The organism is Paraburkholderia sp. Tr-20389 (genome assembly GCF_017104565.1).
Lineage (GTDB): Bacteria > Pseudomonadota > Gammaproteobacteria > Burkholderiales > Burkholderiaceae > Paraburkholderia.
This window is the reverse complement of record NZ_JAAGPD010000002.1, coordinates 328,065-348,800: the sequence shown is the minus strand read 5'-3', so window position 1 is coordinate 348,800 and position 20,736 is coordinate 328,065. Positions and strand designations below refer to the sequence as shown.

Annotated in this window: 18 protein-coding genes and 1 pseudogene; 8 read left to right on the top strand and 11 right to left on the bottom strand. The window is 61.6% G+C overall.

Going from position 1 to position 20,736, the window contains the following annotated elements; all coding sequences use genetic code 11:
* From G3N95_RS05850 to G3N95_RS05835, 4 genes and pseudogenes are all read left to right on the top strand, one after another.
* Window positions 1-277: pseudogene (locus G3N95_RS05850) on the top strand (DUF3300 domain-containing protein); the annotation flags it as partial.
* A gap of 11 nt (window positions 278-288) precedes the next feature.
* Window positions 289-1,209 (top strand): DUF2950 domain-containing protein, encoded by a 921-nt coding sequence (locus tag G3N95_RS05845; RefSeq protein WP_205969035.1) that lies wholly within the window; start codon window positions 289-291, stop codon window positions 1,207-1,209.
* Window positions 1,210-1,275: 66 nt separating this feature from the next.
* Entirely contained in the window at window positions 1,276-2,157 is an 882-nt protein-coding gene (locus G3N95_RS05840; protein WP_205969034.1) for a hypothetical protein, read from the top strand.
* A gap of 106 nt (window positions 2,158-2,263) precedes the next feature.
* On the top strand, window positions 2,264-2,704 hold the full coding sequence (locus tag G3N95_RS05835; RefSeq protein ID WP_205969033.1) for a zinc-finger-containing protein: 441 nt from the start codon (window positions 2,264-2,266) through the stop codon (window positions 2,702-2,704).
* A gap of 42 nt (window positions 2,705-2,746) precedes the next feature.
* Here G3N95_RS05835 and G3N95_RS05830 read toward each other — a convergent pair whose 3' ends face one another.
* Entirely contained in the window at window positions 2,747-3,433 is a 687-nt protein-coding gene (locus tag G3N95_RS05830) for a DNA-3-methyladenine glycosylase I (protein WP_277397991.1), read from the bottom strand.
* 305 nt (window positions 3,434-3,738) lie between these two features.
* Between G3N95_RS05830 and msrB the strand changes: the two genes are divergently transcribed.
* A complete protein-coding gene (msrB, locus tag G3N95_RS05825) occupies window positions 3,739-4,191 on the top strand; it encodes a peptide-methionine (R)-S-oxide reductase MsrB (protein WP_205969032.1) in 453 nt (150 codons plus the stop codon).
* Between the two features lie 34 nt (window positions 4,192-4,225).
* Here msrB and G3N95_RS05820 read toward each other — a convergent pair whose 3' ends face one another.
* A complete protein-coding gene (locus G3N95_RS05820) occupies window positions 4,226-4,729 on the bottom strand; it encodes an MOSC domain-containing protein (protein ID WP_205969031.1) in 504 nt (167 codons plus the stop codon).
* 112 nt (window positions 4,730-4,841) lie between these two features.
* Here G3N95_RS05820 and G3N95_RS05815 point away from each other — a divergent pair, with 112 nt between their 5' ends.
* Window positions 4,842-5,165 carry a hypothetical protein gene (locus G3N95_RS05815; RefSeq protein WP_205969030.1) on the top strand — a complete coding sequence of 108 codons (324 nt, stop codon included), beginning with the start codon at window positions 4,842-4,844 and terminating at the stop codon, window positions 5,163-5,165.
* Window positions 5,166-5,198: 33 nt separating this feature from the next.
* On the opposite strand, the gene G3N95_RS05810 is transcribed toward G3N95_RS05815, so the two are convergent.
* From G3N95_RS05810 to G3N95_RS05785, 6 genes are all read right to left on the bottom strand, one after another.
* Window positions 5,199-6,479 (bottom strand): DUF445 family protein, encoded by a 1,281-nt coding sequence (locus G3N95_RS05810; RefSeq protein ID WP_205969029.1) that lies wholly within the window; start codon window positions 6,477-6,479, stop codon window positions 5,199-5,201.
* Window positions 6,480-7,928: 1,449 nt separating this feature from the next.
* Window positions 7,929-8,093, bottom strand: a complete 165-nt coding sequence (locus G3N95_RS05805; RefSeq protein WP_205969028.1) for a hypothetical protein — start codon at window positions 8,091-8,093, stop codon at window positions 7,929-7,931.
* A 1,142-nt stretch (window positions 8,094-9,235) separates the two neighbouring features.
* On the bottom strand, window positions 9,236-10,096 hold the full coding sequence (locus G3N95_RS05800) for a ParB/RepB/Spo0J family partition protein (RefSeq protein ID WP_241018258.1): 861 nt from the start codon (window positions 10,094-10,096) through the stop codon (window positions 9,236-9,238).
* A gap of 118 nt (window positions 10,097-10,214) precedes the next feature.
* Complete coding sequence (locus G3N95_RS05795; RefSeq protein WP_205969026.1) at window positions 10,215-11,366, bottom strand: AAA family ATPase; 1,152 nt, start codon at window positions 11,364-11,366, stop codon at window positions 10,215-10,217.
* Between the two features lie 87 nt (window positions 11,367-11,453).
* Window positions 11,454-12,755: a replication initiation protein gene (locus G3N95_RS05790; protein ID WP_205969025.1), complete on the bottom strand. Its 1,302-nt coding sequence runs from the start codon at window positions 12,753-12,755 to the stop codon at window positions 11,454-11,456.
* Between the two features lie 1,078 nt (window positions 12,756-13,833).
* Entirely contained in the window at window positions 13,834-14,673 is an 840-nt protein-coding gene (locus G3N95_RS05785; protein ID WP_205969024.1) for a MipA/OmpV family protein, read from the bottom strand.
* 209 nt (window positions 14,674-14,882) lie between these two features.
* Here G3N95_RS05785 and G3N95_RS05780 point away from each other — a divergent pair, with 209 nt between their 5' ends.
* Both G3N95_RS05780 and G3N95_RS05775 read left to right on the top strand, forming a co-directional pair.
* Window positions 14,883-15,299 carry a MarR family winged helix-turn-helix transcriptional regulator gene (locus tag G3N95_RS05780; protein WP_205969023.1) on the top strand — a complete coding sequence of 139 codons (417 nt, stop codon included), beginning with the start codon at window positions 14,883-14,885 and terminating at the stop codon, window positions 15,297-15,299.
* Between the two features lie 186 nt (window positions 15,300-15,485).
* Window positions 15,486-16,427, top strand: a complete 942-nt coding sequence (locus tag G3N95_RS05775) for a LysR family transcriptional regulator (protein ID WP_205969022.1) — start codon at window positions 15,486-15,488, stop codon at window positions 16,425-16,427.
* A gap of 3 nt (window positions 16,428-16,430) precedes the next feature.
* Here the strand turns inward: G3N95_RS05775 and G3N95_RS05770 are convergent, their stop codons facing one another.
* The 3 genes from G3N95_RS05770 to G3N95_RS05760 all read right to left on the bottom strand — a co-directional run bounded on the left by G3N95_RS05770 (window position 16,431) and on the right by G3N95_RS05760 (window position 20,727).
* A complete protein-coding gene (locus G3N95_RS05770; protein WP_205969021.1) occupies window positions 16,431-18,317 on the bottom strand; it encodes an ATP-binding cassette domain-containing protein in 1,887 nt (628 codons plus the stop codon).
* Complete coding sequence (locus G3N95_RS05765; RefSeq protein ID WP_205969020.1) at window positions 18,314-19,189, bottom strand: extracellular solute-binding protein; 876 nt, start codon at window positions 19,187-19,189, stop codon at window positions 18,314-18,316. The genes G3N95_RS05770 and G3N95_RS05765 overlap by 4 nt, the downstream gene beginning before the upstream one ends.
* A gap of 77 nt (window positions 19,190-19,266) precedes the next feature.
* The gene (locus G3N95_RS05760; RefSeq protein WP_205969019.1) at window positions 19,267-20,727 is read right to left on the bottom strand and encodes an efflux transporter outer membrane subunit; all 1,461 of its coding nucleotides are present in this window, start codon (window positions 20,725-20,727) and stop codon (window positions 19,267-19,269) included.
* Between the last annotated feature and the right edge of the window lie 9 nt (window positions 20,728-20,736).

The following is a 20,736-nucleotide window of genomic DNA, read 5'->3' as shown; positions in this document are numbered from 1 at the left end:
CCGCTCGGCCGCGGGCGGCGACCGCGGCGGCGTATCGAACCGCGCGAGCGCAGGCGGCGGTGCGGGCGACGTCACACGAGCAAGCGATCGCGTAGGGGGCGCGGGAGGCGGCGGAGGCCGCGACAACGCGTTTCAGGGCGTCGGCGCAGGCAACGCATCGCAGCGCAGCTATGATCGCGGACGCTCCAGCGCCCAGGGCTCTGGCTTCAACCGGCCGAGCAGCGGCGGCATGCGGAGCGGCGGTGGTGGTGGTGGCGGCGGACGCGGAAGACGCTAGGAGACACGATCATGACAACCTCGTCACGATTCCGTCCGGGTTCGACGGCGGCGGGCACGCTGTGCGCCGTTGCGCTCGCATGCGCGCTGAGTGTCGGCGGCGTGTCCACGGCGCACGCGCAGAAGAACTTCAGTTCGCCCGATGCCGCGATGAACGCGTTCGGCGAAGCCATCGCCAACAACGAGGAAGCGACGCTGCAATCGCTCTTCGGGCGCGACTTCCGCGAACTGATTCCGCCCGCTGGCGCCGACGTGCGCAGCCGCTTCATCGACGCATGGGGCAAGTCGCATGAGATCCAGCGGAAAGACGACCATCACGCGCATATCGCGGTAGGCGGCGATGGCTGGACGTTCCCCATTCCGCTCGTGAAATCCGCCGAAGGCTGGCATTTCGACACCCGCGCGGGCGCCGAGGAAATGCGGCTGCGCCGCATCGGCCGCAACGAGCTTGCCGTCATCCAGACGATGCTCGCGGTCTACGACGCGCAGCGCGAATACGCACTCACCGATCACGATGGCGACGGCTTGCTGTCGTATGCGTCGAAGCTGTCGAGTTCGCCGGGGAAACAGGACGGACTGTACTGGCCGACGCAGACGGATGCGCCGCCTAGCCCGCTCGGACCGGCATTCATCCAGGCGAGCACGCGCAACGTCGGCGATAGCGGCTACCACGGGTATCACTACAAGCTGCTCACGTCGCAAGGGCCGCACGCGCCCGGTGGCGCATACGACTATCTCGCGCACGGCAAGCTGTTCGGCGGCTTTGCCGTGATCGCGTGGCCCGCGCGCTATGGGGACACGGGCATCAAGAGCTTCATGGTGAGCCACGCCGGGCAGGTCTACGAGCGCGACCTCGGGCCCGACAGCGCGGACAAGGCGAAGGCGACGACGTCGTTCGATCCCGGGCCTGGCTGGGCGAAGGTGCAGCCCTGAAACGTGCTCGCGAGCGCGGTCGCGGATGCATCTGGTGAGTCCGACCCATTCGGACAGTGAGGCAACATGAGACGTTCCGCCTCTCTCCTCGTTCTGCTGACGACGACGCTGATCTTCACAGCGTCGTCTCACGCTGCGATCCATCGCGAAGCCGACTCCGCGTCGCCACCTGTCGCTCCGGGCCCAGCCGTGAGCGGCATGGATACCGAATCCGCCGAACTCGAGAACCTGTTGCGCAAGCACGGTATCGATGCGGATTCGAACAAGTCGCGGATCATCCTGCGTTGGGTCCAGAAGATCCAGCGGGACCCCGTGATCGCCGAAGACCTTCAGCACGGCGGCCAGCATGTCGGGCAAATCTTTCTCGATCCCCGGGCGCGCGAAGAGCTGATGTCGAACGGGCTGGCTCATTTGACGCCTTCGGACCGGCTTCAGTACGTGAAGCTGCTGACCCGCTTCCTCGACGAACTGGTTCCCGTCAACTGCTTCGGTCTCGACGACATGAGCGCGGTGATGAACCATGTGTCGCTGCGCGAGATGTCGGACGCCGACGTCGATCAGTATTTCGGGCTGCTTTACAAGGTCATGGTCAGCGACGTGTCGGATGCGCCCGTGCCCACGCCGACGCCACAGCAGAACGCCGCGGCAGAGAATCAGCTCACGCGTATGCTGATCGCCGAGCTTCGCGGCGACCAGACGAGTCTCGAACGGTTTGCGTTCTATACGTCGAACCCGAAGCAGGCGACACCGACGGATGTGTGCTGGACGACGCGCGTGACCTTGCACGCGATCATCGCGATGCCCGATCCGGAACGGGATCTCGTCCTGCTCCGGACGATGGCGCCGCACAAGATGCAGGGGGCGTCGCCGGAAACGCGTCTGGGCACGCCGGCAACCGCAATTCCGCCGCCCGCCTCGTCGACGCGTGGAGGGGCGGGCGCGCCTTGATGCATCGCTTGCCTCTCGTACGAAGAACGGTCAACTGGTATCGTTGGGTACACCACCCACCTTCGAACCGTCGTATGAAGCCAGTGAAACCCGTCGAGGCGCCGCGATGCGCGTAGGCAAACCCGTCAAGGCGCTGCCGCAGCCTTTGTGCGACTACTGCGGCGCAAAGGCCGTGCTTGCGCGCGCCGGAGACGAAAGCTATCCGTATCGCGACGATCACGGTCCCGTCTGGGTCTGCTCGCCGTGTCAGGCGTGGATCGGTATTCATGCGCGCAGCACGAGGAATGTCCCTCTCGGCCGACTCGCCGATGCCGCGTTGCGCGAAGCGAAAAGCCGCTTGCACGACGCGCTCGAACCGCTCGTCGCGGGCAAGGTGCGGCGCGACGGCGTCAATGCGTTCGAAGCGCGCTCGAAGGCGATCCGTTGGGTTGCGACCGAGCTGGGCATCGATCCGCTACCCAATTCGATTCACATGCTGTCGCTCGATCAATGCGAGCAGGCGCTTCGTTATGTCGAGGCGTTCATGGCCGCGCGCCGCAGCAGCTGAGACGCGCTGCGCTTCGCATAGCGTCGCACGTCGAAGCGCTCTCTAGTCGCGCGGCCACACGCCCGAACTGCCGCGGCGATGACTGTCGACCAGATGCGTATCCACGATACCCGTGGCTTCCATTAATGCATGCATCGTCGTCGGTCCGACGAATACGAAACCGCGCTTGCGCAGCGCCTTGCTCAACGCGATGGATTCGGCGGATGTCGTCGGAATGTCGCCGATCGTGCGCGGCGCGGGCGTCGCGGGCGGCTGGAACGACCAGATCAGCGCGGCAAGACCACCTTCTTCGCGCATGCGGATCGTCGCGGCCGCGTTCGCGATCGTCGCGAGAATTTTTGCGCGATTGCGGATGATGCGTTCGTCGGTCATCAGACGCTCGACGTCCTTGTCGTCGAACGCGGCGACGACGTCAGGGTCGAAACCGGCGAACGCCTCGCGAAACGCATCGCGCTTGCGCAGAATGGTCGCCCACGAGAGTCCCGACTGAAACGCCTCGAGGCTCAGACGTTCGAACAGCCCGTGCTCGTCGCGCACGGGCATGCCCCATTCGGTGTCGTAGTAATGCTTGAGCAGCGGATCGACGGCGGCCCACGGCGGACGGGCGAGACCATCGGCGCCGACGATTGCATCGAGTGGTTGCGGCTTCTTCGGACGCGCTGCTTTCTTTGCTGCGGCGCGTGATTTTTTCGCGGCAGGCTTCGTGGCAGAAGGGGTTTTTTTCATCATGGTTGCCCGCGTGGGGCGTTGGATCGGCAGCTTGGTTTTCAGCGCGCTTATTGTCGTCTTCCTCACCCGCCGATCGCAAGCGCGCGCGAATGATTCCGTTCACGCATCAATCGACGCCCACGCGTGATCAATCGTGGTCGAGGCCGGAAGCGCGAGCTGGCGCGCGGACTGCAAGCAGCCGGACATTTGCGTATGCTTGTGCGTATCCACAGTGCCCATATATACGAGCGACGCCCGCCAGCGGGCCGTCAGACTCGCGCGGCGGGCGTCGGCGCTCGCTGCCCACATCAAGGAGAGATTCACACATGTCCGCGTACGAAAAAACACCGGAAGCATTGGCCCGACTCACCGCCGAGCAGCGTCGCGTGACGCAGGAAAGCGGGACGGAACGCCCGTTTTACAACGAGTTCTGGGACAGCAAGGAAGCTGGTCTGTACGTCGACGTCGTATCCGGCGAGCCGCTTTTCACGTCGCTGGACAAGTTCGACAGCGGCTGCGGCTGGCCGAGCTTCACGAAGCCGCTGGAAGACGAGCACGTCGTCGAGTTGCGTGACATGACCCACGGCATGATCCGCACCGAAGTGCGCTCGAAGCACGGCGACAGCCATCTCGGCCACGTGTTCCCGGACGGTCCGCGCGAAACAGGCGGGCTGCGTTATTGCATCAATTCGGCATCGCTGCGCTTCATCCCGGTTTCGCAGCTCGAAGCAGAAGGTTACGGGCAATATCGCAGTCTGTTCGAAGTCGCGAAAAAGTAAGCGACATCCGCCACAAGCGATGCGATGGAGCGCGCTAGCCCTCGACGGGCAGCGCCTCGATCGCGTCGCCGATCCTGATGGCTCCGCCTGACACGACGCGCGCGGTTATGCCGCCGAAACCACGCACCGCGTTGTAGCCGCCCACGCCCAGCACTTCCTCCATACGCGAACACGGGTGACATTCACCCGTCGCTTGCAACACGGCCTCGCCGATGCGAAATTGCCGGTCTTTCAGCGCCATCAGATTGATGCCTTCCGTGACGATGTTGCGCCGCAGGTCGAGCGCGGCGACATCGCTGCGCCCAAGATGACTCGCGATACTCCGCAGGCTCTCGGCCTGAATCAGCGTCACCTGACGCGCGCCGGCACGGCTTGCATAGTGATCGCCGACGAGGCCCGCTCCGGTGTCGATCACGGCCGTCTCGACTACCGACATCGCGTCTTTTCGCCGCGGCCGCAAGCCGATCCAGACGATCCTGCCAGGATGGACCGGACCGTTGAGCAAGCGGGCAAGCGGCGATGACGGGTTGAGCGGCATGAGTGTGATCCGGTTGTACGGAGTCGATGTGGGTCAGCGGCAGTGGATGCCTGACTGGGGCACGGCGGCGCCCGTCTTTATACTATCGCCCATCTGACAACAGGAACCGGAAATGAAACGAGCAGTAGCCGCAGCGGTGCTTGCCGTCTGCCTCGCGCAGCCGTCGACGCAAGCGTTCGCGCAGACGGTCACCGACCAGTGTTTCGCAGTCGGCGATATCGCAGGTCAGGTGGCGTCGTGGCGCCGTCACAAGAAAACGAAGGATCAGGCGCTGACGCAGGCGCAGAAATACTACAAGAACGAGTCGGATCGTCAGGCGGTCACGGCGATGATCGAGCGCATCTACAGCAGCCCCGAAGCGATGACGCCCGACCAGGCGAGCATGCTCTTCACGCAGGAATGCGCAAATCACAACAAGCCCGCCGCCGCGCAATAAAACGTCAGAACACAATTGCGTGCGTGCCGCACACTAGCCGACGTGCAGCCGCACGAGCGCGAAAATCTGCGAGCTGACGTAAAGCAGCAACCCGATGCATCCGCCGACGAGCGTTCCGTTGATGCGGATGTACTGCAAATCCTTGCCGATGTTCAGCTCGATCTGTTGCGACATGTCGCGCGAATCCCAGTTCTTGACCGTGTCGCTGATGTGGCGCGTCAGGTAGCCGGCAAAGTCCGGCGCCATTGCGCGCGCCGCTTCCTCCATATGATCGTTCAGCGAACGGCGCAACGATTCGTCCTGCGCCAGTTCGCGCCCGATCCATTGCCCCATTGCCGCCACCTTCGAATGCAGCACGGAGTCGTCGCGCGCGAGGTCGCGCCGCAGCCAGTCGCGTAACTGGCCCCACAGATCCTTCACGTAGAGCGCGAGATTCTCGCTCTCCTTCACATAGCGTTTGATCTCTTCGCCCTTCTCGAGGAAAGCGGGATCGGACTTCAGCTTCACGACGAGGCGTGCGGCCGCTTCGTCGAATTTGTGACGCAGTTTGTGGCTGCGGTCTTCGCTCACGCGCAGCAGCATGTTGTTCACTGTATCGGCGACGATGTTCGCGCCGCTTTCGCCGAGCCATTCGGACGGCATGAGCTTTTCGAGCGTTGGATACTCGCGCTTGAACCAGTCGACGATCTGCTCGGCGATGAACGTACGGACACCCGGTTCACGCAACAACCCCATTAGATGCTCGATGCCTTCGTCGAGCAGTTCCTGATGACGGCCGTCGCGCGTCAGCGTGTCGAGAACTGCGCCCGTCGCTTTCGACAGGTCGATCTTGTCGAGCATCGCGTCCAGTGCGTCCTTGATGAAGATCTGGATGCGCGCGTCGTCGAGCAACTCGAGAATGCCGCTCGTCAGCTTGAGCACGTAGTCGCCGAGGCGCTGCGTATTCGCATCGACGGAAAGCCAGTTCGTGATGCTCTGCGCTGGATCGTGCTTGCGGATCAAACCGACGATCGACGATTCGTCCAGAAACTTCTCGCGCACGAAGATCGCGAGGTTGTCGGCGATCTTGTCCTTGTTCTGAGGAATGATCGCCGTGTGCGCGGCGACGCCGGGAATCGGCACACGGCGGAACAGCGCGACGACGGCGAACCAGTCGGCGAGCGCGCCGACCATCGCAGCTTCCGCGACGGCCTTGATGCCGTCGATCCACATGCTTCGCTGCATGAAGGCCGTCGCGACGAAGATGGCCGTGGCAATCAGGAGCAGGAGCGTCGCGCGACGCTTGGCGCGTTTGAGTTCGACTTCCTTGTTCATCGTGGGTGGGTGTCGGGTCGATGGTGTCCGGGACGCGGGGGTGTTCCCGCGAGGCTCAGTATCGAATGTGCTGAAGCGTTCGTCTGCGCTCATTCGAGTGGTGGGCTGACGAGGGCGAGATTCTTGGGCTCTCCCGCGAATTCGCTGGAGATACCGAGGCGCTCGAAGTGCAGTTTCGGCAGAATTTGGCGTGCGGGACGGATGTGGCGCCGGGAATTCGTAGCGAATACGACGAACTACGTAGCGAACGATACGATCGTATCGATTTACGGCAGAAAATCAGCGATCCGGCATTTTGCTGCGAAATATCTCACTCGAAGCGGCGAAATGCGTGAAACATTCGGTGGCTGGATAGCTAACTCATTGCATTATAAAGGTTTCTTCTTGCCTGTGGTTTTCTTAAGGTTGTTTCACGGATTGGGCTGCAAGTCGTTGGCGGGAAATAGTTTTTGCTTGAATCGCGGGATTTGGGGTCGATTTAAGGCTGTTTGGCGGGTTTGTGGTGTGCGTCTGTTCCCTCGGGTTGTCTGAGCGGGTTGAGGCGCGCCTGAAGGGTTTTTAGGCGCGCAGGCGCATGTTGCGCTTCAAAGGGCTTATGACTCGATGACTCTGAGTTATTTAATATGGATAGCTTAGTATTTTTTTGAGATTGCGAGGAGTCCAGCGGCATCGATGGTGGATTCGGGCTGTCGATCACCGGCCGATATGTTGTCGCCGTGAAATCAACGGTTGGAATTGGCTTCAGCGCGGATCGTGTTGGGGGCGTATGTTGCTGGCGCTTTTCGGTCTTTGTCTGGGGTGTGGCCTTGGTGCCCGTTGGTTGTGTCGTCCGGTAATCAACGGCTGTGGTGCGCCCCGGAGGCGTGCCGATTAAATTCACGCCGCCGTAACAGAAATGTCCGACGATGTCGGCCGCCCTCTTCGCACGTGAAATTCGCCGTGACGAGGTTGCAATAGGTCGGATCGCGTCTCGACAACGGATCGTCCCTATGTGCAGTTTTGCGACGCGCTCTTTCGAGGTGGGAGGCATCCCGTGTTCTGCTCGCGAAGATCGGGTTGATCGCGAAATTAGAGAAGTCGCCTAGGGTTGGGGTGTCTGGCCGCGTGGTGGGCTCGGGGCTCGTTGTATCAATCGAGGCACCGGTTTTATGCCGAGCTTTTGCAGGCGAACTTTACTACCGTCAAAGGGCTACGGGGTTACCGACAGGATCGCCGTTTCACATTCTCGCGACGATAGGGTCGGCGACGGTGTACAGACTGGAGACATGGTTGACACATGTACGGGGACATCGTTGACACCTGATGGTCAGGGTTTGGGTGCCTTCAGGTCAAGTTTCGCGATGCGCTGATGGGCGAACCATATCTCGGGCGGGCTGCCACCTTGCAGCCCCTTGAGCGCGATCCAGAGCTTCAGTTGCTCCCCCCGTACTCGCACCACGCAGCTTGCATTCACCCGTAGAGCGTCATCACCGGGGGCGTATCGAGCTCGGGCAGCCGATCTGGGATCGCGCGCTGGCTGCATACGTTGCGTGCGATGAGTGTGGCCATCCCCAGTGCCTTGCGCGGGCGTTCAACGTTGTGCACGTGCCGCCAGCGATCCAGTGTCTGCTGCATGTGCTCATGCGTGAGACTCGTGCTGCGACAAGCCACCTTCTCGACAACGGATCGTCCCTACATGCTGCCTCGCTCTTTCCTAATCGGAGGCATGGGACGAGAGTGGCGCGAATTGGTCGAGCGAATGCTTTTCGCTTGGTCGCCATTTTGTTCCGGCGCGTGACTAGCGTTATTTGCCGACGCTCGCGCTGGCGCGTCTTTGGCTTTTTGTCTGGTCACCACCTCGATTTGCACGAGTAGGGAGCAGCCGCGCAAACGATGAAGAGCGATTACAACTGGGTCACTCCGGTGTTGCTCCTGCGTCGCCGAACCGAGCACCAACTGCGGTTTATTTGCCGTTCCAGATTCGTCGTAATGGGCATCAGCGCGTCTGATGCGCGACGGTGTTGGACCGCAAATAGCGCGTATCGCTTTTCGGCGGGTTCGGGGATCGTATCCATCCATGTTCGGGATTCGTCGGCCGCGCCTCGCCGTGAAGCTGCATAGAACGATCTCGGGATCATGCCGAGAAGCGCGCGCGAACCTCTGGAAACCGTCACCGTGACAGGTGGGGCCAGACAGCCGTCTGCCGATGCGCAGCCGCCGTGGGGCTATTTATCGTAAATAACCAGCGCGTGCGCATGTCACGCCATTTGGATTTGAGGTGGGCTATTTACCGTAAATAGGCTTTGGGGTACCTCTAGCGGCTATGTCCATCGAACAGCGCGGCTTCGCACCGCCCTCTATCGGCCGCTCCGCGTGGCTTCTCGCAGGCCATCACAACATGCGGGCTCCGCGAGCCAAACCACTCAAAGCCGGCTCCCCCATCTATTTACGGTAAATAACCTGATCGGGACGCCGTCCCTATCAGCAGCCCATCAACCCCCGCTTACGCCGAAAACCACGCCGCGGTGTTCAAGAATCTCAGCTGCGCGCGTCGAAGCTATTACCGGACGACGCAGTAAGGCCACCGCATAGCCGAAACCAGCGGCACAGACAGAACAAGGGATGAGGCCATCAGGAAAAACATCGGCCGGATTCGACCAGGGAGACGGGAGACGGACGTCGACGAACGCAACGTCTGAGGGAATCAACACAAACCGCAATACTTGAATCTAGACACAACTGGTGCCCACCGCCCTGCGGCAGGCACCGTCAAGATCTCAATCCGCCGATGACTGTACGTCCTCGAGGAATCCAGTAATCAACTGCCTCAGCTCTTCGACCCGGTCCTGCGGTACGCCACTGGCGCGCAGCCGAATCACCAAGAGATCGCCCTTCCGCTCAATCCCAACTTCCTCTTCCTTCCGGGCAGGAGCAGCAGGTCGACCTGCTCCCAGCAACGCGGCCAACACCTCTTGCGCAGTCCGCGCCGGATCTTCCGCCAGTTCGACCGCACGCTGCACGATTTCGTCGCCCGCCTTCTTGAGCGCCACTGACAGCTTTCGCGCAGCCTGAAACTGGATATCGTGCGGCGAAGGAAATGCGCCAACGATCTCGGCCGGAAGCTCCGCTACCAGCAACGCGCTGGAAATATTCCCCTGCGACAACCCGCACGCTTTCGCCATCGCGTTCTGCGACGGCCACAGTTCGTCGTCGAGCGCGCGCTTGTACCACACGCCCTGCTCCCACGGACTCAGGTTTTTCCGCGCGCGGTTTTCCTGATCCATCTGGACGAATTGGCCTTGCTCCGTAATCTCGCGATCGACAATTGCGTTCACGGGCAGATCAAGCTCCAGACACGCGCGATGACGGCGGTGCCCGAAAACGATCTCGTAGCCATCCCCATCGCTCGCCGGACGAACCTTGATCGGCTGCGTATTACCGCCCGCTTCCGCAATCAGAGACTTCAGCTCCGCAAAGCTCTCGTCGCCGAAGTCCTGCCGGTTTGCCCACTTCGACGCCTGGATCGTCTTCGGATCCAACGCGCGAATCGCAACCGCGCCGTCGTACTCCTTGAGCTGCGCTTCCAGCTGCGAAACACGATCCGAGCTTTCGCGCATCGCGCTACGAAACGCGAGCATCTGACCGGGCGCCGTCCGAGGCGATGCCGCGCGTCCTGCTTCCTGCGCCGGAGCCGGCACCATCAGATCACCCGTCTTCTTTGCAAGCCTGTCTTTGATCGACATTTATCGCTCCCCCTTATTCCGACTTCGCCCAGAAGGCGACAATGGATTGCTCGACAATTTCCGTCACCCGGTCATATGCCTCGCGCGCGCGGCGATACGTTTTCGCATTGCCGTCGTAGCGCGAAATGTCATACACCGTGCCGAACTCCGCCGAACTTGCTGCCGTCACCGCCGTTTTGGGAATCTCCACCGGCAGCACCTTTTCGGCGTACGTCGCGGAAATCCATTCCCGCACGACGCCCGCGGCCGCATCCGCCGGGTCGACGCGTGAAAGCAGCACATGGATGAATTCGAACGATTTATCCGTGTTTGTTTCCGCCGTCAGGTTCGAAGCGAGGTCGCTGAAGAGCGTCCAGAACTGGGCCGAACTGGCGAAGTCCAGTGCATTGGGCGGTGTCGGAACGATCAGGCCGTCCGCTGCCATGAATGCGTTGACCGTGCCGTAGCTCAACGCGGGCGGCGTATCGATGATGATCACGTCGTAGTTTCTTCGCGCCTGCTCGAGACTCGTATTCAAGACGTTCCAGAATTCGAAGTCCGGCTCCTTCATCTGACGGCTAGGCAAGATGAATTCCACATTGAATAGCGATGACGAAGCGGGCACGAGATCGATGCCGTCCCAGTATGTTTCGCGAATCGCGTATTCGATGCTCGACTGATCGCCCGTCGCCAGCGCGGTGATCGTCGAGTCTTCTTCGACCTCCGTATCGGGAAGAATCCCGAACAGTGTCGTCAGCGAACCCTGCGGATCGGTGTCGATCACGAGCACGCGATGCCCGCGCAAGCTCAGACCCTGAGCGAGCGTCATTGCAGTGGTGGTCTTGCTCACGCCCCCCTTGAAGTTACCGATGGCGACCGTCATCGCCGGTGCGCTTTCCGGCCGCAGCGCATTCGCGCGGTACGCGCGAACCCACTCGCGTGCTTCCAGCAACGAGAATTCGCGTCGCGATCCCGTCGCGTTGACGGTACCGGGCGGCAGGTCGCCCTTCGACGTGCGGTAGGTGATTTGGCTTTTATCGACTTCGCACAGCGCAGCGAGCTGTGAAGCGTTGAAAACAGGCGGGTTTTTGCGGGCATTCGGCGCCAGCATGCGACCTCGAACCTGCGAGACGATGTCAGTCGCGCGAGCGGCCTGATCGACGATGTCTTGAATAGTGATGTTCATTAGCTGATCCGCAAGAGACGATGCAGTCAGCTTATATCAGATGGCTCGACAGAAAGCCATCCATTCAACGGAAATTCCGAATTCCCGTCAATTCCGTTGCAACGCGATGTCCTGGTGATTTTCCGATAACCACGCGTCGAACTTAGGCGCGTCGAATTCGGGGCGTACGCGATTTCTCAGCCACGATGCGAAGTTCACGCGGCCCACTGAGCCGGAGAAGAGCCCCGGACTGTCCGGACGAAATTCGCGTGCGTACTTAGCGCCGTCGCCTTCGACGAACTGACGCGCGAAAGCTCGCTTCTCGTCCTGGGTCAGCGCCTTGACGGCCGACGCGCATTGGAGACGGTCGAAGTCGATGCGCAACTCCTGGAGACGTGCATCGAGCGTCCGCGAACGCGCTGCCGCAGCCTGCTTCTGGGCCTTTTCGCGCTTCTCTTTCTCGTATTCCGGCTCGGACACGTCTGCTTTATTCTCGATCAGCGTGCGGATGAAACCCGCAGTCGAGCGCTTGATCTGCCCTTTCTTGTCTTTCTCTTCGGCAAGCTGCACCACGAGCCGCGCCCGTTCTTCGTCTTCGATGACGAAGCTGAGCGCGAGCTTGTCCCCAATGCCGTGCGCCCGGAGCTTGCGGTAAATCTCGCTGTCGCGCACATGCGCGAACTCGTCTTCCGTCTCCGGCGTAAGGAGCGACTGCTGCGCGCCCTGGCGGATCAAAAATTTCACGCCCGTCACCGAGCGGCCCATACGCTGATATTCGACGTCGACGTTGATGTCCGAGACGTCGTTGATCTCCTTGACGGCCTTCTGAATCACCTTGCTGTTCAGCCGGCGGAAATCGTCGTAGTACTCCTGGGTTGCTCCCAGAAGCTTCCGCAGGACAGGCAGTTCGATCCAGCCGGTCGACCCAACCTTCTGAAAACGCAGACAATTTTCGTAGAGCGTCAGCGCGTGCGACTTCGAAAATTTGCGCTGCACGCCGAGGTTGACGGTCGCGTAGATCGACGGATCGTAGAGCTTTTCGGCCAACGCCTCGTCGTAGCGGTACGAACACACGCCGGTGCGAATCTCGGCGAAGGACAGGATGGGCATCACGCTCCATCGCTCGCGGCCGTCGTCCATCACGTTGAATTCGACCGCCGTAGTAGCGAGTTGTCTAAGCGCTTCGCGTAGCTTTTCGGTGTTTTCGCTTTCAGTCCAGCCGAGCACGAGCATGAGCGTCCGAACCGGCAGGCGGTGCGTTCTCGTGGTCAGGAGGTTGTCGTACGAATGCAGCAAGAGCACGTTGGACAGCTTCCGCTCGAGCAGCGAAAGCTCGCCGCTCGTATGGATGGCCGCTACGTGCTTTTTGACGCTTTCGGTACGTACCTCATTCGGCAAAGGTCTGGGCATGACCCGGATTGTGCTCTAAATGACCCCACGTTGCAATCACCCACTGGGACATCATGCGCACCCGACTGGCGAAATGTCCCGATTCTCGTTGGGCGATGAGTCGGATCCAAACCCCTGTGGGTAGATTCACCGCAGACGGGGACAATTCCACCGCATCTGGGGGCGCGAAACGCCCCAAAAGGGGACGTTTGGTAGCAGATGACACCCCAACCAGGGTCGGTTGCCGCCCCAAACGGAGACGTTTACCTCTGGAAACCCTTATTGGATAAGGATCTTAGCTGTGTAAACGTTGTAAACGTTGTTTACCAAACGGTATACAAACCTCAATACACCCCAGACGGGGACACGAACGCCGCGTTTGTTGCTGTTTTTTCGTGGAGAAGATCAATCCCTAACCCCGTCACACAACGCATCGTTTACCCACCGCAACTCGAACCATCGCAAAGAACCTTCGCTAACTCTATGAACCTAAATCGTAAAATCGCGAATCGCAAACGCACCCGAATTTGCCGACGTCGTATTTATCGTAAATAAGTGGACAGCGCGTTACGGCGGACCAACCGTGTCACCCTGCCTGGGGACATTAACCATTGCCGCGCCGACGGCACTGCCGCAGCCACCCCAGCTGGGGACAAAGTCACAGAAACGGCCTCTCAGCCCCCTCACACGCCCATTCACGGGTCCCCCGGCCGCAGAAAACCCACAAATCCCAGAGCGCAAGCCGCATGATGTGAATCTGCACACCCTAGATGGGGACATCAGTCACACGGACATCGCATACCTAGCGAGGCTCGATAGACACCCGCCCCAAGTGGGGACATTAGTCGTCGCGCTCTCATATTTACGGTAAATACGCACATGTCAGCGCCTCAGATCGACGCACTGGCCTGCTTCAGATCGCGCAGCCACAGCCAAACCAGTCCGAAAAATCGAGACTGCCGGGCACGCAGCGGCCATTTGCGACGCTTCCTCGAAGCGCGTACTAGTCAAAAACGATGAAACCAACTATCTCGAAAAGTAAGGAACTCCAGGTAATATAGGCGCGGACAAAAGAAAAAAATATAGACGAATCAATAACTTAAAACTGGTAGTTGATCGACACGTCGCACACCCCATTCGTCTTCGTTTGCGTGATCGGGCTGTTAGCGGCGCTGCCGAGCAGGCGCTTGAGCGCTCCGTCCGCGGTTACGAACCAGTGCTTGTTGACGAACCAGACCATCGTCACGCCAAAACCTGCGGATTTCAGCCCGGCGCTCGCGTCATACTGTGAATATCGAGATGAAGCTGCCTGCGCCGCATTCACGCCGAACCAGCTGTTCATATATTTGGAATCGGCGAAGGTCACCGACGGTCCCGCGAACCAGTAAAAGCTTTCCGAACTGCCCGGCAGCGGCATGTACGCGCCGAGATCCGCGACCCAACCATTCGATCCGCCGAAGCTGCGAGTCACCGCACCCCGGAACACCAGCGGAAACTCCTTCGAGATTACATACTCTCCAGCCAGCTTCACCTCGGGCGCCGGGTTGATGTTGCCCATGCCGTCCAGCCGGGTTGGGTCGTCGTGCGCCCGCCGGCCCAGGTCATAGACGGCCGCGATGCTCACGCGCCAGTTTTGGCCCTGGAGCACGTTGACGCCCAGACCTTCACCCGTTGAAAGAAAAGCCAGATCCTTGTAGCGGATATCGGTGCTTGGACCGACCAGCGTGTGATAGCGATCCGAGCCGTCATAGCGCGGTTCGAACGTCGCGCCAATGCCAAGTCGCACTTTCCAGTCAGGTCGATTGGGCTCAAACAGCTTTTCGAGCGGGATGCCCGCTGAGTATTGCCACTCGCCGAGCGGCGAGGGCGTTTGCGCGAGGGCCGCCGGTGCGTGGCAGATCAGATAGGCGAGGCTGGCGTAGACGGGTAGCTTTGTCATGTCGACGAACGTCTTGGGGTTGCGAGACCGCGGCCGCGGCTCGTTGCTGCCACATACAGACTAACCACGAAGATTTCGGCGGCAATCCAGCAAACGCCGTACCTGAACCGCTCGATCAACCACGCACCAGCATGACATTGATCGGCGATTCTCTCCGATGACGCCTATATATATAGTTGTCTTGCTAATCAAATGCCTGAGCGAAATTCATGTTCGATCAATGCCTGTATTTCAACGCGTCCGCACTTGCTCGTCGGGTCGAGCGCGAATGGGCCGACATTTATGCCGACTTCGGCTTGACGCCGGCGCAAGGTTACGTGTTACGCGTCGTCCTGTCGGAGCCGGGTTGCCTCGGCAGCGAGATCGCGGACAGACTGGGCATTGCCCGCCCGACGGCAACACGGCTCATCGATAACCTGTCGAGGAAGAAGCTCGTCGAACGACGGCAGGGCACGTCCGACGCACGAGAGCGGGGCGTCCACCCGACGCGCTCGGGGAAGGCGCTGGACGCGGCGATCCGCGACGCGAGCGCGCAAATCAGCCGGCGTCTCAAAGCGAAGGTCGGCGCGGAAGTCTTCGAGAGCACGATCGCCGGCATGCGCAAGATCCGAAAGGCCCTCAAATAAACTCGCGCCGCGTATCCACTCCGACACCAGCACCCGACGATTTCATTCGATGAAATTGTCGGAGCGGCATGAACAGTCAATTCAGTGAAGGGCGCTTTATCCACGCGCGCTGCATTTGTACAGTCCAGAGTCGAATCTCTGACCTTCGTCGATCGTCGCGATCGACGCTTCTACAGAAGCGCAACGATGGACTATCTGCAGTCACTCAGAATGTTTGTAAAGGTCGCGGAGCTGGGCAGCTTCACGGGCGCCGCCGATCAACTGAAAGTATCGAGCGCCGTCGCGACGCGTAGTGTCGCGTCACTCGAGGAGCGCCTCGACGCGCGCCTGCTCCAGCGCACGACACGCAGCGTCACGCTGACGGAAGCGGGGCGGCTGTTTCTGGATCGCGTCAGGACGATCGTCGACGAGATCGACGACGTCGAAGGCGGGCTGCTCGCGGCCACAGGTGTGCCGTCGGGCACGTTGCGCATCGCGGTGCAGGGCAGCGTGGGCGCAGGGTATCTCGCGAAACTGCTGAGTGCATATACCGAACGCCATCCGCTCGTCGTGCCGCAGGTGATTTACGCGGACGGTCCCATCGGCCTCGTCGAAGGGCGCTTCGATGCGGCGTTGACGAACGACACCTATCCGCATCCCGGGTCAGTCGTCGCGCGCGCCTTCGCGCATCTGGACATGATGCTCGTTGCGTCGCCGCGCTATATGCCGGGCATACATGGCATCGCGAATCTGACGGACATCGCTCCGCTCGCGATGCTCTCCCACGACGACGGCACGGCAAGCACCGAGCATGATCCCGTACATCGATGGCTCGACACGAATACCGCGCACGCGACTCATATTCACGCAAACAATAGCGACATGCTGCGTCGAATGGCGATTGAAGGGATGGGCGTCGCGTTAGTGCCCGCCGTGCTCGTCGAAGACGATCTGGACGACGGCTCGCTCGTACCGGTATTGTCGGAAACGCCTTTGCCGTCGATGGGCCTATCGGTTGCATATGGCAGTCGCCGCAATCTCGCGCCGAACGTGCGTGCACTGGTCGATCTGCTGGTCGAGCAGTCCAAATACGATCGGCTGCCCGTTGCGCTCAGACACGACGATGCCGCGCTCGTATCGGGCGACTAGCCGTTACGCGTGCGATGAAACCGATGCCGGGCTTTCTTGCTGAGTCACGCGCGTACCGCTGATCCACGCGCTTACGCCGCGTGCATCGATTGTAAAACGCGCTGGCCCGCGCCCCAGCCCGTGCAAAGGTTCGACATCGCAGGCAATGTCGAAACGCATTTCACCGATATTCGCGACCGCATAGAGATCGCCGTGCCGCAATTCCACGGAATCGATGGTGCCGGCATACGCGCCGTCCCGCGCAATCTCGATAGACGACGGCGCCACGCGCCACATCACCTGTTCACCAGCAGAAATAGAGTGGTCCGCGACCTCGAATGAGAGTCCCGATGCCGTTTCGATCACACCAGCCGCGCGCATCGTCCCGGTACCGACGTTATGCAATCCCAGCAGCGCCGCGACCTGCAACGAGGCCGGCTGCCGGAAGACATGATCGACGGTTCCCGCTTGCAGCACGCGTCCGCGTTCGATCACGAGCACTTCGTCGGCGAGCAGCGCAGCCTCGTCGGGATCGTGCGTGACGAGCACGGTGACGGCCGAGATCTCGCGCTGCAACGCGCGCAGCGCCTGTTGCAGGCGACGACGACGCGGTGTATCGAGCGCGGAAAACGGCTCGTCGAACAACAGAATCTGGCTATGCCGCGAAAGGGCACGCGCAAGCGCCACACGTTGACGCTGACCAAACGACAACTGGCGCGGCAAACGCGCCGTCAGCGCGGATAGACCGAGATGCTCGACCCAGTAGCGTGCGCTCGCGGCATCCGCATCGACGGGAAACGACAACTGGCGCGCAACCGTCATATGCGGAAACAGCCCGTAGTCCTGCGGCACATAGCCGACATGACGCTGTTCGGGCGGCAGCGCATCCAGTTGCTTCTCGCCGACGCGCACGAACCCGGCTTCGTTGTGTTCGAGCCCGGCAATCAGCTTCAGCGCGAGCGACTTGCCTGAGCCCGACGGCCCGATGATCGCGAGTCGTCGCGTCGAAGGCATCCATTCGATGTCGAGATCGAATGCGCCGAGATGGCGCTTCAGTGCGAAGGCGAGCCGAGGATTCGGCAGGGCAGGGCGGACCGCTTCCCCGGCTGGTTGGTCTGACGCATCGCCATTGTCGGCAACCTCAACAAGACGCGTAGAACCGCCGCCGCGCCACGCCACGGAGAGCGCCGCGCACAACACGGCGATCACGAGCGTGGGCAGCAGCAGCGGCATCATCGCGGGCAGCCCCTGGCCGCCGAACACGACGTACGTATAGACGGGCAGCGAATATGGATGATAGGCGACCATCACCGTCGCACCGAACTCGCCGAATGCCCGAAGCCACGCGAGCACCAGACCGGCGCGGATCGACGGCCAGGCGATCGGCAGCATCACGCGAAAGAAGCGGCTCGTCGCGCGATGTCCGAGCGTGGCGGCAACGTCGTCGTAGACAGGATCGATCGCGGCAAACGCAGAGCGCGCCGCGACGACCAGGAACGGCGCGGCCACGAACGTTTCCGCGAGCACGATACCCGCGAACGAATCGGTGAGCGCGCCGTTCGTCAGTCGACCGAGCATGCTATACGGCCCGAGCAGAAATAGCAGCAGGACGCCGCTCGTGAGCGGCGGCAGCGCAAGCGGCAACTGGACGATGAAGCCGAGCAGCGCCATGCCGCGCGAGCGCGAACGCGCGAGCCAGTAGCCGAGCGGCACGCCGCCGATCAGGATCGCGAGCGCCGCGACGCTCGCGCTGCACGCCGATACGGCCACTGCCGACCACGTGCCGCGCCAGTCGACGCCTGCCCAGTCCGCGTGGCCGATCTGCGGAATGCTCGCGACGAACGGCGCGCACAGATACACAGCAAGCAGGCAGGCGAGCCACAGCAGCGGCCGCGCGGTCGGGCGCGTCATTGCGCGGCGTCGAGTACGGCTTGCACCGACGACGGCACAGCCTGCGCATTGCCCGTCACGGTCGGCTTCACGATATCGACGCCATGCTGCTTCAGCAACGCACGGCCCGACGCGCTCAACAGGAAGTTCACGAAGCGCACCGCACCCGCCTCGTTGGGCGCATCGGTGAGAATCGTCAGCGTGTAGCTGGCCTTCGCCTGAAGCTCAGGCGCAGGACGAAGCGCGGGAATCTTGAGGTCCGACGTTTCCGTCGAATAGAAGAAGCCGGCATCGAGCTGACCCGATTGCAGACGGCCCACCAGCGTCTCTTCCGGCAACACCTGCGCCGGATTCTCCGGATCGCCGAGCGTCTTTTGCACGAGGTCCGGCTGCTGATACAGCGCGGCTGCCTTCGTCATCATTTCGACCGTGAAGGCGCCCTTCGGATCGAGCTTCGGATCGGTGCGTCCGATGCGAATGCCCGGCTCCTGCAGCACTTCATCCCAGCGCTTCTTCTTGAAGTCGGCGGCGAAACGGCTTTGCGGGTTGTAGCCGATCATCAGCGGCGACTCGGCGAAGTTCACGTACCACGTCACCTGATTGCCGTTTGCCGCGCCCATCAGGCCCGTGTTGACCTTCGGGCTCGCGCTGATGAACACGTCGCCGCGTCGCAGCTTGCCCTTGATCTCGTTGGCGATCTTGTTCGAGCCTGCTGCATAGCCCTGAAAATGCAGGCCCGTTTCCTTTTCGAAAGCCGGACCGACGCTGCGTTCCATCAGATTCACGAGCGACCCTGCGTACAGCACCTCGACCTTGCCTTCATCGGCGGAAGCAGCGCCCGTGAAAAGAAGACCCGTCAAAACGATTCCCGACAACAACAGCTTGCGCATCACGATTTCCCCGTTTGGCGTTATGAACGGGCATATATTACGACGACGGGGGAGGAAGCTGCAGTCGAGACAGCGCGGGGTCAATCCGTAGCGTTTGCATCCGTCAACGCATTGCGGTCCCAGCCGCCGCCGAGCGCTTTCAGCAATTGCACGCTTGCGTCGATGCGCCGCGCGTCGATCTGTTCCGCCGTGCGCTCGTTGGACAGCGCGATGGTCTGCGCCGTCACGACGTTCAGATAATCGACGGCGCCCGCCTGATAGCGATTGGTCGTGAGCTTGAGCGACAGGTCGGCGGCCGCTGTCGCGCGTTGCTGGCTGTCGGCTTCGTTCGCGAGCGTATTGAGCGCCGATAGATCGTCCTCGACCTGCTGGAAGGCAACCAGCACCGTTTGCCGGTAATCGGCAACCGTGCCGTCGTATTGCGCGCTGGCGTTCTTCAGCGCTGCCGTTCGGCGGCCGCCGTCGAACAGCGTACCCGCGATCTGCGAGCCGAGCGACCAGAACAGGCTCGACGCCGTGAGCCACGGCGCAAAGAACGAGCTTTCGAGTCCTGCCGTTGCCGACAGCGTCAGATTCGGATAGAACGCCGCGCGCGCTTCGCCGATCTGTGCGTTCGCGGCGGCCACGCGCCGTTCAGCGGCGGCGATGTCGGGACGGCGCTCAAGCAATTGCGACGGCACGCCCGCCGGAATCTGCGGCAGCGCGACGGTTTCCACCTTCGGCGGCAGCGCGAAAGACGAAGCGGGCTGGCCGATCAGCGTGGCGATCGCGTGTTCGAGCTGCGCGCGCTGCACATCGATATCGCTGTCCTGCGTGCGCGTGCTTTCGAGTTGCGTTTGCGCCTGCGCGACGGCCGATGCATCGATCGCACCGTCCTTCAGTTGCTGCTGCACGATCCGCAGCGCGGCGGCATAAGCGGTGACGGTATCGTCGAGCAGTTTCTTCTGCCGGTCGAGCGAGCGCAGATCGAAATAGTCGATCGCGAGATCGGTGGCGACGGAAAGGCGCACCGACTGCAGATCGGCTTCGCTGGCCTGCGCATTGTCGCGCGCATTGACGGTCGCGTTCTTCACGCGGCCGAACAGATCGGGTTCCCAGCTCGCCGCGAGTCCGGTCGAGAAATCGGGCACGGTATGACCCGCCAGACCTTTGTGCACCACATTCTGCGACGTCCGATAGCGCTGCGCCGAAGCGCCTGCGGTGACCACGGGCGAGTAGCCCGCGCGCTGATAGTCGACCATCGCGCGCGCCGCTTCCAGTTGCGTGACGGCTTTGCGCACAGTCTGGTTCGACACGTCGACCTGCGCTTCGAGATGGTTCAGATCGTCGTCGTTGAAGAGCGTCCACCACGGGCCGCGCACCTGCGAGTCGGCGGGTGCGGCGACCGTCCAGCCGGCGGACGGTCGCGGCGTGCTTGCGAAATGATCGGGCACAGCCGTTTGCGGCTGCGAGTAATGCGGCAGCGTCGAACACGCGGTCAGTGCGCTTGCCACGGCCACGGCAATTATCTTGCGAACCAGCGATCCACGGATAGTGAACATGATGAGCCT

Coding starts and splice junctions, on each gene's coding strand:
- G3N95_RS05785 (WP_205969024.1), bottom strand. CDS start 14,673: ATGACAAAGCTACCCGTCTACGCCAGCCTCGCCTATCTGATCTGCCAC.
- G3N95_RS05845 (WP_205969035.1), top strand. CDS start 289: ATGACAACCTCGTCACGATTCCGTCCGGGTTCGACGGCGGCGGGCACG.
- G3N95_RS05805 (WP_205969028.1), bottom strand. CDS start 8,093: ATGCAGCAGACACTGGATCGCTGGCGGCACGTGCACAACGTTGAACGC.
- G3N95_RS05815 (WP_205969030.1), top strand. CDS start 4,842: ATGAAACGAGCAGTAGCCGCAGCGGTGCTTGCCGTCTGCCTCGCGCAG.
- G3N95_RS05835 (WP_205969033.1), top strand. CDS start 2,264: ATGCGCGTAGGCAAACCCGTCAAGGCGCTGCCGCAGCCTTTGTGCGAC.
- G3N95_RS05800 (WP_241018258.1), bottom strand. CDS start 10,096: ATGCTCGCGTTTCGTAGCGCGATGCGCGAAAGCTCGGATCGTGTTTCG.
- G3N95_RS05810 (WP_205969029.1), bottom strand. CDS start 6,479: ATGAACAAGGAAGTCGAACTCAAACGCGCCAAGCGTCGCGCGACGCTC.
- G3N95_RS05770 (WP_205969021.1), bottom strand. CDS start 18,317: ATGACGCGCCCGACCGCGCGGCCGCTGCTGTGGCTCGCCTGCCTGCTT.
- G3N95_RS05795 (WP_205969026.1), bottom strand. CDS start 11,366: ATGAACATCACTATTCAAGACATCGTCGATCAGGCCGCTCGCGCGACT.
- G3N95_RS05760 (WP_205969019.1), bottom strand. CDS start 20,727: ATGTTCACTATCCGTGGATCGCTGGTTCGCAAGATAATTGCCGTGGCC.
- G3N95_RS05780 (WP_205969023.1), top strand. CDS start 14,883: ATGTTCGATCAATGCCTGTATTTCAACGCGTCCGCACTTGCTCGTCGG.
- G3N95_RS05840 (WP_205969034.1), top strand. CDS start 1,276: ATGAGACGTTCCGCCTCTCTCCTCGTTCTGCTGACGACGACGCTGATC.
- msrB (WP_205969032.1), top strand. CDS start 3,739: ATGTCCGCGTACGAAAAAACACCGGAAGCATTGGCCCGACTCACCGCC.
- G3N95_RS05790 (WP_205969025.1), bottom strand. CDS start 12,755: ATGCCCAGACCTTTGCCGAATGAGGTACGTACCGAAAGCGTCAAAAAG.
- G3N95_RS05820 (WP_205969031.1), bottom strand. CDS start 4,729: ATGCCGCTCAACCCGTCATCGCCGCTTGCCCGCTTGCTCAACGGTCCG.
- G3N95_RS05830 (WP_277397991.1), bottom strand. CDS start 3,433: ATGATGAAAAAAACCCCTTCTGCCACGAAGCCTGCCGCGAAAAAATCA.
- G3N95_RS05775 (WP_205969022.1), top strand. CDS start 15,486: ATGGACTATCTGCAGTCACTCAGAATGTTTGTAAAGGTCGCGGAGCTG.